General features: G+C 73.1%; 12 protein-coding genes and 2 pseudogenes. 5 read left to right on the top strand and 9 right to left on the bottom strand.

The annotated features are described in order from the left end of the window. Positions 1-87 precede the first annotated feature (87 nt). On the bottom strand, positions 88-504 hold the full coding sequence (locus ACFYWQ_RS16220; RefSeq protein WP_389516872.1) for a Fur family transcriptional regulator: 417 nt from the start codon (positions 502-504) through the stop codon (positions 88-90). A gap of 176 nt (positions 505-680) precedes the next feature. Between ACFYWQ_RS16220 and ACFYWQ_RS16215 the strand changes: the two genes are divergently transcribed. Continuing rightward, entirely contained in the window at positions 681-2,132 is a 1,452-nt protein-coding gene (locus ACFYWQ_RS16215; RefSeq protein WP_389516869.1) for a catalase, read from the top strand. Positions 2,133-2,521: 389 nt separating this feature from the next. Here the strand turns inward: ACFYWQ_RS16215 and ACFYWQ_RS16210 are convergent, their stop codons facing one another. Beyond that, positions 2,522-4,300 (bottom strand): glycoside hydrolase family 3 protein, encoded by a 1,779-nt coding sequence (locus tag ACFYWQ_RS16210; protein WP_389516867.1) that lies wholly within the window; start codon positions 4,298-4,300, stop codon positions 2,522-2,524. An 11-nt stretch (positions 4,301-4,311) separates the two neighbouring features. Next, a complete protein-coding gene (locus ACFYWQ_RS16205; protein ID WP_389516865.1) occupies positions 4,312-5,601 on the bottom strand; it encodes an MFS transporter in 1,290 nt (429 codons plus the stop codon). A 148-nt stretch (positions 5,602-5,749) separates the two neighbouring features. On the opposite strand from ACFYWQ_RS16205, the gene ACFYWQ_RS16200 reads away from it, so the two are divergent. The 3 genes from ACFYWQ_RS16200 (at position 5,750) to ACFYWQ_RS16190 (ending at position 8,729) form a co-directional block, all read left to right on the top strand. After that, complete coding sequence (locus tag ACFYWQ_RS16200; protein ID WP_389516863.1) at positions 5,750-6,409, top strand: TetR/AcrR family transcriptional regulator; 660 nt, start codon at positions 5,750-5,752, stop codon at positions 6,407-6,409. A 117-nt stretch (positions 6,410-6,526) separates the two neighbouring features. Beyond that, positions 6,527-7,345: an SAM-dependent methyltransferase gene (locus ACFYWQ_RS16195; RefSeq protein WP_389516861.1), complete on the top strand. Its 819-nt coding sequence runs from the start codon at positions 6,527-6,529 to the stop codon at positions 7,343-7,345. 175 nt (positions 7,346-7,520) lie between these two features. Next, entirely contained in the window at positions 7,521-8,729 is a 1,209-nt protein-coding gene (locus ACFYWQ_RS16190) for an FAD-dependent monooxygenase (RefSeq protein WP_389516859.1), read from the top strand. A 160-nt stretch (positions 8,730-8,889) separates the two neighbouring features. Here the strand turns inward: ACFYWQ_RS16190 and ACFYWQ_RS16185 are convergent, their stop codons facing one another. The 3 genes from ACFYWQ_RS16185 to ACFYWQ_RS16175 all read right to left on the bottom strand — a co-directional run bounded on the left by ACFYWQ_RS16185 (position 8,890) and on the right by ACFYWQ_RS16175 (position 11,410). After that, positions 8,890-10,488, bottom strand: a complete 1,599-nt coding sequence (locus ACFYWQ_RS16185) for a polyamine aminopropyltransferase (protein WP_389516857.1) — start codon at positions 10,486-10,488, stop codon at positions 8,890-8,892. A gap of 8 nt (positions 10,489-10,496) precedes the next feature. Beyond that, positions 10,497-10,934: a DUF350 domain-containing protein gene (locus tag ACFYWQ_RS16180; RefSeq protein ID WP_389516855.1), complete on the bottom strand. Its 438-nt coding sequence runs from the start codon at positions 10,932-10,934 to the stop codon at positions 10,497-10,499. 71 nt (positions 10,935-11,005) lie between these two features. Next, positions 11,006-11,410 carry a DUF4247 domain-containing protein gene (locus ACFYWQ_RS16175; protein ID WP_389516853.1) on the bottom strand — a complete coding sequence of 135 codons (405 nt, stop codon included), beginning with the start codon at positions 11,408-11,410 and terminating at the stop codon, positions 11,006-11,008. A gap of 451 nt (positions 11,411-11,861) precedes the next feature. Here ACFYWQ_RS16175 and ACFYWQ_RS16170 point away from each other — a divergent pair, with 451 nt between their 5' ends. Continuing rightward, entirely contained in the window at positions 11,862-12,389 is a 528-nt protein-coding gene (locus ACFYWQ_RS16170) for a flavin reductase family protein (protein WP_389517438.1), read from the top strand. A gap of 56 nt (positions 12,390-12,445) precedes the next feature. Here the strand turns inward: ACFYWQ_RS16170 and ACFYWQ_RS16165 are convergent. The 3 genes and pseudogenes from ACFYWQ_RS16165 to ACFYWQ_RS16155 form a co-directional block, all read right to left on the bottom strand. Further along, positions 12,446-12,859 (bottom strand): annotated as a pseudogene (locus ACFYWQ_RS16165) (DUF6629 family protein); the annotation flags it as partial. A 175-nt stretch (positions 12,860-13,034) separates the two neighbouring features. Next, a pseudogene (locus ACFYWQ_RS16160) lies at positions 13,035-13,250 on the bottom strand (DUF6629 family protein); the annotation flags it as partial. Between the two features lie 65 nt (positions 13,251-13,315). Then, positions 13,316-14,875 carry a hypothetical protein gene (locus tag ACFYWQ_RS16155; RefSeq protein WP_389516851.1) on the bottom strand — a complete coding sequence of 520 codons (1,560 nt, stop codon included), beginning with the start codon at positions 14,873-14,875 and terminating at the stop codon, positions 13,316-13,318. Positions 14,876-14,977: the final 102 nt, after the last annotated feature.

Raw genomic sequence — 14,977 nt, 5'->3', positions numbered from 1 at the left:
CCCGGCCGGCCGTCTCCGGGCGACCCGACACCCTCGGCGGCCGACCCCGGCGCCCCTCGGGGCAGGGGCTCCCGGGAGCGACCGGGACTATGACGGCGCGCAGGCCGGGCACAGTCCGCGGTACGTCACCTCGACGTCGGAGAGCGTGAAGCCGAAGCGCTCCGAGTCGGGCAGGTCGGCCATCGGGTCGCCGCCCGGCCGGACGTCGCGGATCACGCCGCACCCGGCGCAGACCAGGTGGTGGTGCGGGTGGTGGGTGTTCGGGTCGTACCGCGTGGCGCGCCCGCCGGTGGCGACCTCGGTCACCTCGCCGAGGGAGACCAGCTCCCCGAGCGTGTTGTAGACCGTCGCCCGGGAGATCTCCGGCAGCCTGGCGGCGGCCCGCGCGTGGACCTCGTCGGCCGTGAGGTGGACGTGCTCGCCGTCCAGGACCTCGGCCACCACGCGCCGCTGCGCGGTCATCCGCCATCCGCCTGCGCGCAGCCGTTCCACAAGGTCGCTCATGGACTTGATCCTAACAACAAGAGTAACCAGTTCCTGAATGAGTACGGCTCTGGAGCTCTGCTAGGGTTAGATCTAGTCCAATGTAGGATCGAAGCTGGCTCTGGCCGGGGACCTCGCACGGGTGAGGGAGCCTCCGGCCACGGGACAGGACGGCGAGAACGACGCAGGAGGCGCACGTGACCCAGGGACCTCTCACGACGGAGGCCGGTGCTCCGGTCGCCGACAACCAGAACAGCGAGACCGCGGGCGCCGGCGGCCCGGTCCTCGTCCAGGACCAGCTCCTGCTGGAGAAGCTGGCCCACTTCAACCGTGAGCGCATCCCGGAGCGTGTCGTGCACGCCCGTGGCGCCGGCGCCTACGGCACCTTCACGGTGACCGACGACGTGACGCCGTACACCCGTGCCGCGTTCCTCTCCGAGGTCGGCAAGGAGACCGATGTCTTCCTGCGCTTCTCGACCGTGGCCGGCAACCTGGGCGCGGCGGACGCCGTCCGCGACCCGCGGGGCTTCGCGGTGAAGTTCTACACCGAGGAGGGCAACTACGACCTCGTCGGCAACAACACCCCGGTGTTCTTCATCCGGGACGCCATCAAGTTCCCCGACTTCATCCACACCCAGAAGCGCGACCCGTACACGGGCTCGCAGGAGGCGGACAACGTCTGGGACTTCTGGGGTCTGTCGCCCGAGTCCACCCACCAGGTGACCTGGCTCTTCGGCGACCGCGGCATCCCCGCCTCGTACCGCCACATGGACGGCTTCGGCTCGCACACCTACCAGTGGAACAACGAGGCCGGCGAGGTCTTCTGGGTCAAGTACCACTTCAAGACCGACCAGGGCATCAGGAACCTCACGGCGGACGAGGCCGGCCGGCTCGCCGGTGCGGACCCCGACTCCCACCAGCGCGACCTGCGCGAGTCCATCGAGCGGGGCGAGTTCCCCTCGTGGACCGTGGGCGTGCAGATCATGCCGGCCGCCGACGCGGCGCACTACCGCTTCAATCCGTTCGACCTGACCAAGGTGTGGCCGCACGCCGACTACCCGGTCGTCCGGATCGGCCGGCTGGAGCTCAACCGCAACCCGCGGAACATCTTCGCCGAGGTCGAGCAGTCGATCTTCAGCCCCGCGCACTTCGTGCCGGGCATCGGCCCGTCCCCGGACAAGATGCTCCAGGGCCGCCTCTTCGCGTACGGCGACGCCCACCGCTACCGCGTCGGCATCAACGCCGACCACCTGCCGGTGAACCGTCCGCACGCCACCGAGGCGCGCACCCACTCCCGCGACGGCTTCCTGTACGACGGCCGCCACGGCGGCGCGAAGAACTACGAGCCGAACAGCTTCGGCGGCCCGTTCCAGACGGACCGTCCGCTGTGGGGCGCCACCCCGGTCACCGGGGCGACGGGCCACCACGTGACCCCGGTCCACGCCGAGGACGACGACTTCGTGCAGGCGGGCAACCTCTACCGCCTGATGACCGAGGACGAGAAGGAGCGCCTGATCGGCAACCTGGCGGGCTTCATCGCCAAGGTCTCCCGCGACGACATCGCCGAGCGGGCGATCGACAACTTCCGCCGGGCCGACGCAGACTACGGCAAGCGACTGGAGGCCGCGGTCCGCGCCCTGCGTGCCTGACACACCGGACACACCGGCACGCGGCCGCTCGACGCGGGCGGCGGGCCCGTACCCCTCGGGGGTCCGGGCCCGCCGGCGTGTCGGTGCGGGCCCGTACCGGTCCCGCGGTGTCGCGCGCGGACGGGGTGGGCACCGGGGGCCACCCCGTCCGCGCGACGGGCGGCCGGGAGCGGCCGTCCCGCACCCGGGGCGTCAGCCCGGCCCAGTACGGCGAGGACCGAGAAGAGCATGGACGAGGTGGTCGTCACCGACTGACGCCCCGGGTGCGCCGCGTACGGCTCCGCGGCTCGCCGCGGCCGCCGCACCTCGCGTCTGCCGCACCTCGCGTCTGCCGGCCGCCGCGGACGGGCGGCCCCTGGTGGAGCCCCGCCCGCCCGCGGCGGCACCGGTCACAGGGACAGGCCGGCCCCGTGCGGGAAGACGGGGTCCGCCGTGTCGTCGGGGACGTCGGGCCGGGAGGCGGCGACCGCCTCCATGGAGCGGGGGAGCTCGAAGGGCAGCCGGCCCTCGGGCCTGGCCCGGCCGAAGACCACGTCGAGGAGCGCGTCGTCGCTCGCGCCGTAGTCGGCGATCAGGGCGGCGGCCCGCTCCGCGATCTCCGGGATCACGGCCGCGCGCTCCAGGTTGATGCAGACGACGGTCGGGACGGTGTCGAGCAGGTCGAGGATCTGCTTCAGCTCCTCGTCGGGGAAGGCGAGGGAACCGGAGTGGAAGAACGACTCGAACCTGTTGGCGCGCGGCTCGTAGGGGGTGCGCAGCCGCAGCACGGCCAGGTCCGCGTCGGCGGGGTCGGCGACCACCTGCCCGTACGCGCCCGCCGTCCCCTCCTGGACGTTCCTCACGTACAGCTTCGGCCGTCCGGTCACCGGCAGGGCCTTGCGGCCGTTCGTCAGCAGGGTGAGCGAGCGGCGCTGGGCCCGTGCGCCGGCGTCCTTGAAGTCGGCGCGGCCGACGGTCTCGGCGGCCCGGTCCACGTCGACGTAGGGGTCGTCGAACAGGCCGAGGACGAACTTCTCGCGCAGGACGCGCCGCACGGACGCGTCGAGGCGGTACCCGGGCAGGCGGCCCGACTCGACGAGCTCCACGACGAGTTCGGGGCGGGACTCGCCGCCGAACTGGTCGCAGCCCGCCTCCAGGACCCGGGCCACCTTCTCGGCCTCCGAGAGCGACTCCAGGCCCCAGGCCCGCGCCGGGTGCGGCTCGCCGAAGATCTCCGCGTCGGTGATCAGGCCCCAGTCGGTGCAGACGATGCCGTCGAAGCCGAGCCGGTCCCGGAGCAGCCCCTGGACGACGTCCTTGTTGAAGCCGAAGCCGACCTCCTCCCAGTCGGTGCCGATGGGCTGGCCGTAGTACGGCATCATCTGCGCGCAGCCGGCGTCGATCGCCGCCTTGAACGGCTCCAGGTGCAGGTCGCGCATGCCGCCCGGGTAGACCTGCTCCTTGCCGTGCGGGAAGTGCGGGTCCTCGCCGTCCTTCTGGGGGCCGCCGCCGGGGAAGTGCTTGACCATGGCCGAGACGGAGTGCCGGCCCAGCTTCTCGCCCTGGAGGCCGCGGACGTAGGCGCGCACGAGGCGGGAGGTGAGGGCGGCGTCCGAGCCGAACGTGCCGTTCTGCCGTGACCAGCGGGGCTCGGTCGCCAGGTCGATCTGGGGGTGCAGGGCGACGCGGAAGCCGACGGCGAGGTACTCGCGGCGCACGGTGTCCGCGAAGTCGTGCACGAGCTGCGGGTCGCGCAGGGCGGCCAGGCCCAGCGGCTCGGGCCAGGCCGAGAACGCGCCGGCGTTGAAGGAGGCGCCGACGTTGTCGGTGAAGGCGTGGCGGGGGTCGGTGGAGAGGGTGACCGGGATGCCGAGGCGGGTGTCGGCGGCCATCGCCTGGAGCGTGTTCTGCCAGCGGGCGATGGCGGCCGGCTCATGGCTGCCCAGCAGGTTGAAGTGGGTCAGGTACTGGCCGTGCAGCATGTGGGTGGTGTCCATGGCCACCATGCCCGGGTCGCCCTTCTCGACCGTGGAGCCGTCGGGCTTCATGGCCAGCATGGCGTGGAAGAGCTGGCCCGCCTTCTCGGCGACCGTCATACGGGCGAGGAGGTCCTCGACCCGCTGCTCCACCGGGAGTTCGGCGTTCTGGTACGGGTGGCCCTCGTTGCGGACCTGGGACGCGGATGTCATGACCGGCTGCCTTACTTGACGCTGCGGATGAACTGGACGGCGAGCGCGCCGAGCACGGACGCGATGCCGCCGAAGAGGAAGAGCGCACCGTAGTTCTGGCCGCCGCCGCCGAGCGCGAGGAACGCGGGGGCGACGATGGGGACGAGGGACTGCGGGAGCGCGTTGCCGATGTTGAGCACGCCCATGTCCTTCGCGGACTCCTCCGGGTTCGGCAGGACGGCCGCCGCGAGGGCGACGTCGACCGAGAGGTACAGGCCCTCGCCGAAGCCGAAGACGACCATGGCCGCGAGGAACAACGGGAACGAGTAGGCCGTCGCGATCAGGAGCAGGCCGACGGCCAGCAGGAGCGAGGAGCCGAGCACGTACGGCTTGCGGCGGCCCGACCGGTCGGAGAGGACACCGCCGAGGAGCGAGCCGGCGACGACCGCCGCGACCATGACGACCGTGCTCACGAGGATCTTGCCGGAGACCTCGGACGCGCCGTAGCCGAGCCGGTCCATCAGGAAGTACACCTGGTAGCTGGTCACGCAGGAGATGCCGACGAAGACCAGGAAGCGGCCGGCGAAGTTCCAGGCGAAGTCGGGGTGGCGCCGGGGGTCGACCCAGAACGACCGGAGGAACTCGCGCACGCCGTACGGGGCGAAGGCGCCCGCGGCGGCCGGGCGGTCCTTCATGACCACGGCCAGGTAGACCACGCCGGCCAGACCGATCACGGCCGGCACGACGAAGGCCAGGGCGAGGCTGTCGCTGAACACGTTCGCCAGGACGGTGCCCGCCACCATCGCCACCGACGTCATCATGCCGACGATGCCGGAGACCTTGCCGCGCTGCTGCTCGGGCACCAGGTCGGGGACGCAGGCGACGACCGCCGACAGGGCCGCGTTGCCGCCGAGCTGGGCGAGCGCCCAGCCGAGCATGAGCACCGGCACGCTGCCGCCGAGCGCGACCACGAGCAGGCCCAGGAAGCCGGCCGCCATGCCGCCGACCAGCCAGGGCCGGCGACGGCCGAAGCGGCCGCGGGTGCGGTCGGACAGGGAGCCGAAGACCGGGTTGCCGATCATCGCCAGGATCGCGCCGAGGGAGAGGACCTGCCCGAGGGCGGTTCCCCGGTCGGCCTCCGGGACGATCTGCGCGACGCGCAGCGCGAGCGTGACCATCACCGGGGTCAGCAGCGAGACCATCACGCCGAACTGGGCGAAGGCGAGGCCGAAAACCAGCGTTCCGGGGGCTGGGGGCGGTGGTGTGGGCGAGGCCTGAGCGGGGGACTCGGCGCTCTGCGCGGCGTCGGGGACGACGGCCATGGCGGCTCTCCAATGGCAGGGGGGACGGCTTCCTCGCCGTCCCGGCGCCCTCACCGTAAGCAAAAAACCGAGTGGGTAGTAGGTTTTTGTTCGTGGCTTGAATCACATCCCCCTGGGCGTTGTGTGTGCACGGATTAGGGTGACCGGCATGGACCGCAAGCAGGACACCAAGCCCCGTCGAACCGTCGCCCGCGGTGGCTACGCCGTGGGTGACGAGCGCCGCGCCCGGATCCTGGACGTCGCCGTCGGGCACTTCGCCCAGTGGGGGTTCCACGCCTCCTCGCTCGCCCGCATCGCCAAGGACGTCGGCATCACCCAGGGCGGTCTCCTGCACCACTTCCGCAGCAAGGAGGACCTGCTCGTCTCGGTCCTGCGGCACAGCGACGAGCAGGACGTCGCGCGGTTCTTCTCGCCCGGACCGCGCACCGCCGTCGAGGCCTTCGAGGCGCTGATCGACCTCGCCCGCTACAACGCGGCGCGGCCCGGACGCACCAAGATGTTCAACGTCCTCGCCGCCGAGGCCGGTGAGACGGGCCACCCCGCCCACGACTACTTCGTCCGCCGCTACCGCCTGGTCGTCGATCAGGTCGCCGACACGCTGCGTGCCGCGGTCGCCCGGGGCGAACTCGCGGCGGACACCGACTGCGAGGGCACGGCCTCGGAGATCGCCGCCGTGATGGACGGGCTCCAGCTCCAGTGGGCGCTCGCGCTGGGCACGTACGACATGCCGGGCCGGCTGCGCACCTACCTCGACCGCCTGCTGCGCGCCCTCACCGTCGACGGCTCCGGACTGCCCGCCCGCGCCTGAACCGCCGTCCGCCGGTACGCGCCGGCCCACGAGACGTGCCAGGATACCGTTCTGACAGTCAGTCACCGCGGTGTCCCACCGGTGGCCGGGTGCGAGTCCAGGACGGAGCAAGGCATCATGACCTCCCCCAGCAGCGGCGGCGGCCGCCCGCAGTCGATCGAGATCGACACGAGCAAGCCCCACCCCGCCCGGATGTACGACTACTTCCTCGGCGGCAAGGACAACTACGAGGTGGACCGGGAGGCCGCCGAGGAGTTCATGAAGTCCGCGCCCGAGGTACGCGTCGGCGTCCGCGCGAACCGGCAGTTCATGCACCGCGCCGTCCGGCACGTCGTCGCGGAGGGCGGCATCCGGCAGATCCTCGACGTGGGCACCGGCCTGCCCACCGAGCCCAACGTCCACCAGATAGCGCACGCCATCGCGCCCGACACCCGCATCGCCTACGTCGACAACGACCCGATCGTGAGCGCCCACTCGATGGCCCTCATGGCGGGGACCGACACCTCCGTCGTCCTGGCCGACGTACGCGACCCCCGCGGCATCCTGGACCACCCCGACGTACGCAAGATCATCGACTTCGACCGGCCGGTGGCCCTGATGCTGGTGGCCCTCCTGCACTTCGTGCCCGACGCGGACGACCCGGACGGCATCGTCGCCACCCTGCGCGACGCCCTGCCCACCGGCTCCTACCTCGTCCTGTCGCACGCGACGGGCGACGTCCACGCGGACCGGCGGGAGGACGCCGCGGCGGTCTACAACAGCGCCAGCGCCACCATGAACCTCCGGACGCACTCCCGGATCCTGGACTTCTTCGGCGACTTCACCCTGGTCGAGCCCGGCCTCGTCCCGGTCCCGGACTGGCGTCCCGACGACCCCGACCGGCGCCAGGCCCCGCCGATCGGCATCTACGGCGGAGTGGCCCGCAAGAACGGCTGACCCGCGCCCGGCCGCGTCCCCGGCCGCGCGACGGCACCGGGGACGACGGCACCGGGGACGACGGCCCGGCCGACCGCTCACGACGGACGGCGGTCCCGCACCGCCGGGGCCGCCCCCTTCCCCGGCGTCGGGGAACGGGCTACGGTGCGCCGCGTGCGAGGATCCACGGCACGCCGTGCGGGTCCGGCGAGGCGGGGGGCGCGGCATGAGGGCGATCGTCGTGGGGGCGGGCATCGGGGGACTGGCCGCCGCGGTGAGCCTGCGCCGCGCCGGGTGCGAGGTCACCCTCGTCGAACGGGCGCCGCGGTTCACCGAGGCCGGCGCCGGGATCCAGCTCGCGCCCAACGCGACGCGCGCGCTGCGCCGGCTGGGCCTGCTCGACGCGGTCGCGGCACGGGCCGACCGTCCCTCCCACCTGAGCTTCCGCACCTGGTCCGACGGAGCGGAGATCTGCCGCGCCACACTGGGGCGCGCGGCCGAGGAGGCGTTCGGGGCGCCCTATCTCCAGGTCCACCGGGCCGATCTGCACCGGGCGCTGGCCGCCGCGGTGCCGTCCCGGTCGGTGCGCCTGGACAGCGCGGTCGTCCGCGTCGGACAGGACGACGAGCACGCCCACGTGACGACGGCGAGCGGTGAGCGCCTCGACGCGGACCTGGTCGTGGCCGCGGACGGACTGCGCTCGACGGCTCGCCGGTGGCTCTTCGGCGCGGACGAGGCGGTCTACTCGGGAACCGCCGCGTACCGGGCGCTCCTCCCGGCCGCCGCGGTGGCCGACCTGGACCTGCCGGAATACGCCCTCTGGCTCGGACCGGGCCGGCACGTCGTCCACTACCGGGTGCGCCGCGGCGAACTCCTCAACGTCGTGGCCGTGTTCCGGGCGGAGGCGGCGCGGGAGTCGTGGACCGACCGTGCGGAACCGGGGGAGCAGGTCCGCGAGTTCGACGGATGGGACCCCCGGGTGCTGCGCGTCCTCGAACGCGCGGGGCGGATGCTCCGCCACGGCCTCCACACCCGCGCCCCGCTCGCGCGGTGGAACTCCGGGCGGGTGACCCTGCTCGGGGACAGCGCCCACGCGATGGTGCCCTTCCAGGCCCAGGGCGCGGCGCAGGCGCTGCTGGACGCGGCCGTGCTCGGCGACGCCCTCGCGGGGGCGACGGCGGCCGACGTGCCCGCCGCGCTCGACCGGTACGTGCGCCGGCGGCTCGCGACCGCCACCAGCGTGCAGGCCGGGTCCGCGCGGGCGGGCGAGGACTACCACCTGCCGGACGGGCCCGAGGCCCGCGCCCGCGACGCCCGCATGGCGGCCCACGCGGCGGAGAACGAGTTCGGCCCCCACGCGGTGGCCTGGGCGGCGGACGCCCCGGAGGAGCCGCCGGTCCGGTGAGGGGAGGCCGGCCCGGTGAGGGGCGGCCCGTCGGGAGGGGGCCGGGGGCTGCGGTCCGGGGTCGGGCCGGGGGGCGGCGGTCCGGGCACGGTGGTTCGGGCACGGTGGTCCCGGCCTGGTGGTCGGTCCCGGCCCGGTGGTCCGGGCCCAGGGGCCGGGTTCAGTAGTTCCGCCACTCGTTCTGCACGTACTCCAGCACCGCCGGATCCATCAGCGTGCTCGGCCGTACGTCGACCCGGCGGCGGTCGACGGGGAACACCGTGGCCGCCTCCAGCACCGCGTCGTCGAGGTAGCGCAGCGGTGGCGCGTCGGACGCCAGCCGCAGCGGCGGGGGCGTGCCGTCGCCGGGGGTGGCCAGGACGAAGCCCCAGTTGCCGAAGCTCGGCACGTCGATCTGGAACTCCGTCGTCGCGTACCCCGCCGTCTCGATCGTCGCCGCGATCGACCAGAACGTCTTCGGGGCGAAGAACGGCGACCCGCTCTGCACCATCACCTTGCTCTGCGGGGTCAGCACCTGGCCGAGCAGGCTGTAGAACTCCACCGAGTACAGCTTGGCCAGCGCCGCCGTGTCCGGGTCCGGGAAGTCGACGATCACGGCGTCGTACCGTTGCCGGGCGTCGCGCAGCCAGTTGAACGCGTCGGCGTTGACGACCTCGACCCTCGGGTCGTCCAGCGCCCCGTCGTTCAGCTCGCGCAGCGGTGCGAAGCCGCGTGCCAGCCGGGTCATCGCCGGGTCCAGCTCGACGAGCGTCACGTGCCGCACGTCGTCGTACCGCAGCACCTCGCGCAGCGCGAGCCCGTCGCCCCCGCCCATGATCAGCACGTTGTCCCGGCCGCCCGACAGCGCGGGGTGCACCAGCGACTCGTGGTAGCGGTACTCGTCGACGGAGCTGAACTGGAGGTCGCCGTTGAGGAAGAGCCGCATGTCCGGCTCGCCGGTGAAGGCGGTGGAGCGGGTGACGACGATCTCCTGGTACGCGGTGGTCTCGGCGTGGATGATCGGATCCCGGTACATCTGCTGCCGTGCGGTCACCTCCAGGTCGTCGGCCAGCGCGTACGCCGTGCCGAGCACGGCCAGCACCGCCGCGACGCCGCAGAGCAGGCCGACGCGGACGATCCGCCGGGTCTGCCGGCGGAAGATGAACACCACCACGACGACGCCGGCCACCGCGTTGACCGCGCCGACCACCAGCGCGCCCTTCAACTGGCCGAACGTCGGCAGCAGCACCAGCGGGAAGCACAGGCCGCCGACGAGCGCCCCGATGTAGTCGACGGCGAACATGTCGGCGACGGCGCTGCCCGCCTCCTGCCGCCGGATGCGTTGCAGCAGCGTCATGAGCAGCGGGATCTCTGCCCCGATCAGCAGCCCGACCGCGAGGGCGACGACGACCATCGCCGGGGTGTAGAGCCGCAGCCAGGCGAACGCCGCGTACAGCACCAGGACGGAGAGCCCGCCGACCAGCGCCAGCGCCCCCTCCACCAGCGCGAACGCCCCCACCGGGCGGCGGCGCAGGGGTTTCGCGGCGAGCGAGCCCACGCCCATCGCGAAGACCATCACCGAGATGACGACGGAGGTCTGGAGGACGGAGTTGCCGATGAGGTAGCTGCCCAGCGCGGTGAGCGCCAGTTCGTACACCAGGCCGCAGGCGGCGCAGAGGAAGACGCTGAACAGGAGGAGGAAGCGGGCCCCCCGGGAGTGCCGGGCGGCCGGGGGGCGGACGGGTGCCGCGGTGTCGCGGTCGTGCAGGGCGGTGGTCACGGGTGCGCTTACGAGAGTGCGGCGCCGACCATGAAGGCGGTCCCCAGGTACATGCCGCCCTGAACCCAGGCGGCGGGGTGCGGACGGCCGTCGTTGTCGTCGAGGACGACCGCGCCCATCCGGCCGGGGGTGAACAGCCCGATCACGATGCCGACCAGCGTCATCACCAGCACTCCGGCCAGTCCGTAGAGAAGCGTGCTGACCAGGCCGTAGCCCACGCCCAGCTCGGACTCGCTGGCCCCGATGGCCTCCATGACGACGTAGCCCACGGCGACGGACTGGCTGCCCAGCAGTACGGCCGCGCCGCGGTTGCGGTCCGTCCAGACCACGTGGAAGAGCTTCCCGGGCGTGACGAGGTCGAGGGCGAGGAAGCCGACGGCCATCACGACGAGGCCCACGACTCCGTAGAGCAGGGCCTGGCCGGTCGACTCGAAGATCTCGGTCACTGCGTTGCCTTTCTCCAGGTCTTCACGTCTTCAGGTCTTCAGGTCCGCGGTACGTCGTCGGGGGCGGGGTGTCACTTGCCCTCACCGGGGCCGCCGCCGCGGAAGCTCGTGCTGTCCGGGTCGGGCCAGCCGGTGAGGTACTGGCTGTGCCGGTGGTAGCCGTTGCGGTAGTCCTCGATCTCGATCCGGCTGCCGTTCCGCTGCGGCGAGAGGGTGACCATGTCGTCGCCGTAGCGCAGGAACACCATGCTGTCGCCGTACGCCCGGCCGAGCGCCTCTCGATGGCCGTGGATCGCGTCGGCGACCTGCGTCGGGGTGCTGTCGGCGTCGAGCCAGCCCGTTCCGCTCGCGGTGTACGTCTTCGTGATCCACTCGCGCGGGACCCCGTCGTCCGCGCCGTCGGAGGAGCAGGCGGTGAGCAGTACCGCGGCCAGCAGGGCCGCCACCGCTGCGCGGACGGGTCGGGAGCTCTTCATCGGGCCTCCAGCCGGGTGTACGTCGTACGTTCTGGCCGTTGTGCGGACGCGGGTGCCGGGTGGCGCGGGACGGCCCGCCGTCGGGGCGGTCCGGGGCGGTCCGGGGCGGGTCCCGGCGGGCGCGGGCGTCATCGGCTCCGGTGGACCGGCGGGGACCGCGCGGGGGCGTGGGCGTCGTGGATCCGGCGTGCGGTGCCGGTGGAGCGCCTGCCGTGGGGCGCCCAGGGAACAGGCGTACACACGGACCCCCCGGTCGGATTGTGTTACAAGCGGGCTGAGTATGGCACATGAGGCGCAGGTGGTTTAAGGGACCAGTACATGAATGATCGACTTCTGATCGCCGCACCCTGGCCCTCGACCCGTACCCCACCCCGGCCCTCGACCGCGCGCAGCGGTGCGAGACCGGGAAGGCGGGGCACTCGGACGGGTGAAGGCGGTGACCCGGCGTCAGATGCGGACGGGCGGCCGCGAGGACCGGAGCGAGGGGGAGGACGCGGTGGACGTCGACGCGTTCACGGACCGGCTGGACCCGCAGATGTGCGTGGTCACGGCCGCGGCGGACGGGCAGCGGGCGGGGTGCCTGGTCGGGTTCTCCTCGCAGTGCTCCATGCGGCCCGTGCGGTACGTGGTGTGGCTGTCCAAGGCCAACCACACCTACGGGGTGGCCCGTGCCGCGGACTTCCTCGCCGTGCACCTGCTGACCCGTCAGCAGCAGGAACTGGCGGCCCTGTTCGGCGGGGAGACCGGCGACCGGGTCGACAAGTTCACGCGGGTCCGCTGGAGGCCGGGGCACGGCGGGGCGGTCGTGCTGGAGGACGCCGCGGCCCATTTCGTGGGCGCGGTCGTGCGGTGCGTGGACGGAGGCGACCACGTCGGCTTCGTCCTCGAACCCGTGCGGTGGGGCGCACGGGCCGGTGACGGCCCCCCGCTACGGCTCGGTGACGCCCTCGACATCAGGCCGGGTCACCCGGTGGACTGACCCGGCGCACCCGGCGCACCCGGCGCACCCGGCGCACCCGGCGCACCCGGCGCACGCTACGACGGCACCCGGCGGCGGTCCGGACGGGCGCGGACCCAGCCGAGCAGCACCACCGAGCACACCGCCGCGAACGCGCACCACGTCGACACGAACTCCAGGCGCCACAGCGCCCCGCAGAGCACCGCGCCCACCGCCACCAGCACCCCCAGCCCCAGCAGCCGTCGGTCGCCGGACAGCAGCAGGGAGCCCACGGTGGCCAGGAGGTAGCCGGCGACGAGGACGGGCGGATGGGGGAGGCCGAGCGCGTAGCCGACCGTACGGCCGCGGATCTCGGCCGTCACCGGGCCGGTGGCCACACCGTGGGCGAGCACCGCGGCGGTGGCGACTCCCGCCGCGAGCAGGGCGGTCAGCCGGCGCCGGGCGTGCGCGGGGGCGGCGCGGAGCACGCCCGCGGGCACCCACGCCGCTAGGCCCTGTCGTCACATTCCCGTCTGCCCCGCGACGCCATGCACGCACTCTCGCCGCACCGGGCCCTGACCCCAGTACGTCCAGTACGAGGGTCAAGTCCCGGCACGGCGAGAGCACGCACCTGACGCCGCAGGGCCGCCCTTCGGGCGACGACGGGAATGTGACGACAGGGCCTAGCACCGGCAGCGCGATGACGGCCCAGACGATGGTGGCGGGCCCCCGGCCCCCGCCCGCACGCCAGACCACCGCCTCGACGACCTGGTGCGCCCCGAGCAGCAGCGGCAGCGCGGCCAGCGGCAGGTCCCGGCGGTCACGCACCCGCGCCACACAGGCCACCCCGACGGCGGCCACCCCGGCGCCCGCCACGAGATCGGCCGTCGCACTCCAGCACATCACGCCACGCTACGTCCCGCGCCGCGACCGCACCGGCTGACACGAGGACCGCCCGGGACCTGCGGTCAGAAGTCCGTGCCCAGCGTCTGCGTCGCGTAGGCGCACTCCGTGTAGAGGTAGCCGGAGGAGAGCTTGGCGGTGTCCGAGGCGGGTGAGGAGAGACTGTCGCCCTGCGGCTTGTGCACGAAGTACGTGGTGCCGGGCGGCAGGCTGATGGTGCGCTCCGGGTAGTTCTTGCCGCTGCTGCACGGCTCGAAGCCGGGGGAGAGGGTGCTGCTGAGGGAGTAGGTCGTGCAGCTGCCGCAGGCCTTGAGGGTGAAGCTGCCGGTGACCGGGCCCGTGTAGAGCACGGTGATGTCGTCGGGGCTGTCGTTCTGCACGGTGACCGAGATGCTGCCGCCGCTGCGGGTCGTGGGCAGGCGCTTCCCGGCGGCCGGCACCGTCTGGGCGATCTCCGCCGCGATCGCGATCTTCTGGGCGAGGGCGCGGTTCTTGCTGTTCTTGTTCTCCTCGACGAACTCGTTCATGGTCGTCTGCGCCGCTTCGAAGTCGCCGTCCTTGTACTGGTCCACGCCGCACAGGTAGGTGCCGGAGTCGGCGTTGGCGGTGGCCCGTCCGGCGTCCTGGGCGAGAGTGTCGTCGACGCCCGCCTCCTCGCCGGGCAGACCGTCGATGTCGGAGCTCAGGCTCCGCAGCCGTTCGACCGCCGTGCACGGTTCGCCGCCGCGCAGCTCCTTCGACGACGCGGTGACGGCGGCGCCCACCGCCGGTTCGACCTTCGCGGCCTGCTCGGAGTCGGGGAAGGTGGTCAGCAGCTCACCGAAGTGCGTCGCCCAGCCGGTCTCGCCGGCCGTGAGGGCCTGGGAGGCGCAGGTGTAGAGCGAGGTGGCGAGGCGGTCGTCGGGCCACTCCTCCAGCTCCCCCAGGTCCGTGCGGGGCATGTCGTCGGGGACCTTGCGCAGGAAGGTCAGCGGTTCGATCGCCGCGCAGTGGTCGCCCGTCGCGTAGGAGGCGCCGACCGTCGAGTAGAAGGTCTTCATCCGGTTCGGCACCCGGCCGGCGGCGCGGGAGTCCGGATGGTCGGCGCTCAGGTCCTCGTACATCTCCAGCGCCTCGCGGTAGCCGTCCTCGCCGATGCTGAACGCCTGTCTGCCGGATCGTGCGACCAGCCGGTCGGCCTCCTCCAGCCGGTCGAGCAGCATCTGCTGCACCGCCTCGTCGCGCGCGTCGTCGTAGAGCACGACGCCCCCGGCCGGTACGGCGAGCAGGACGAGTCCCAGCACGAGCGCCAGCGGCGCCGGTCCCGCCGTACGGGTGCGCAGGCCCACCCGCGCGCCGTGCGCCGCCACCAGGGCGAGGAACACGGCGTACAGGACGAGGGCGAAGCCCGGCACGCCGTCCGGGTCGGCCGGCAGCGCCACGAGGAGCAGGGCGGCGGTCGCGATCCAGCACAGCAGCATCAGGACCCAGCGGCGCGTCCAGGCGTACCCCAGTCCCAGGCCGCTGAGGTTGAGCACCGCCACCGCGACGGCCCGCGCGCCGTCCGCCGGGGGCGGCGGCGGGGCCGGCGGCATCGGCGGGACGACGAAACCGTGGTCGTATCTGCCGTACCCGTCACCGGACATGTCTGGCCCCCCGTCAACCGCGCCCGCACTTCTGTGATTTGCCAGTCTACGGGCGGGCACTGACAGCCGAACAGGGCCCGGTCCGGCCGTGGTCGGGGGCTC

The sequence above is a fragment of the Streptomyces sp. NPDC003247 genome (assembly GCF_042888135.1).
Taxonomy (GTDB): domain Bacteria; phylum Actinomycetota; class Actinomycetes; order Streptomycetales; family Streptomycetaceae; genus Streptomyces.
Note: the sequence above shows the minus strand (reverse complement) of the source record. Positions and strands in the feature narration are given on the sequence as shown.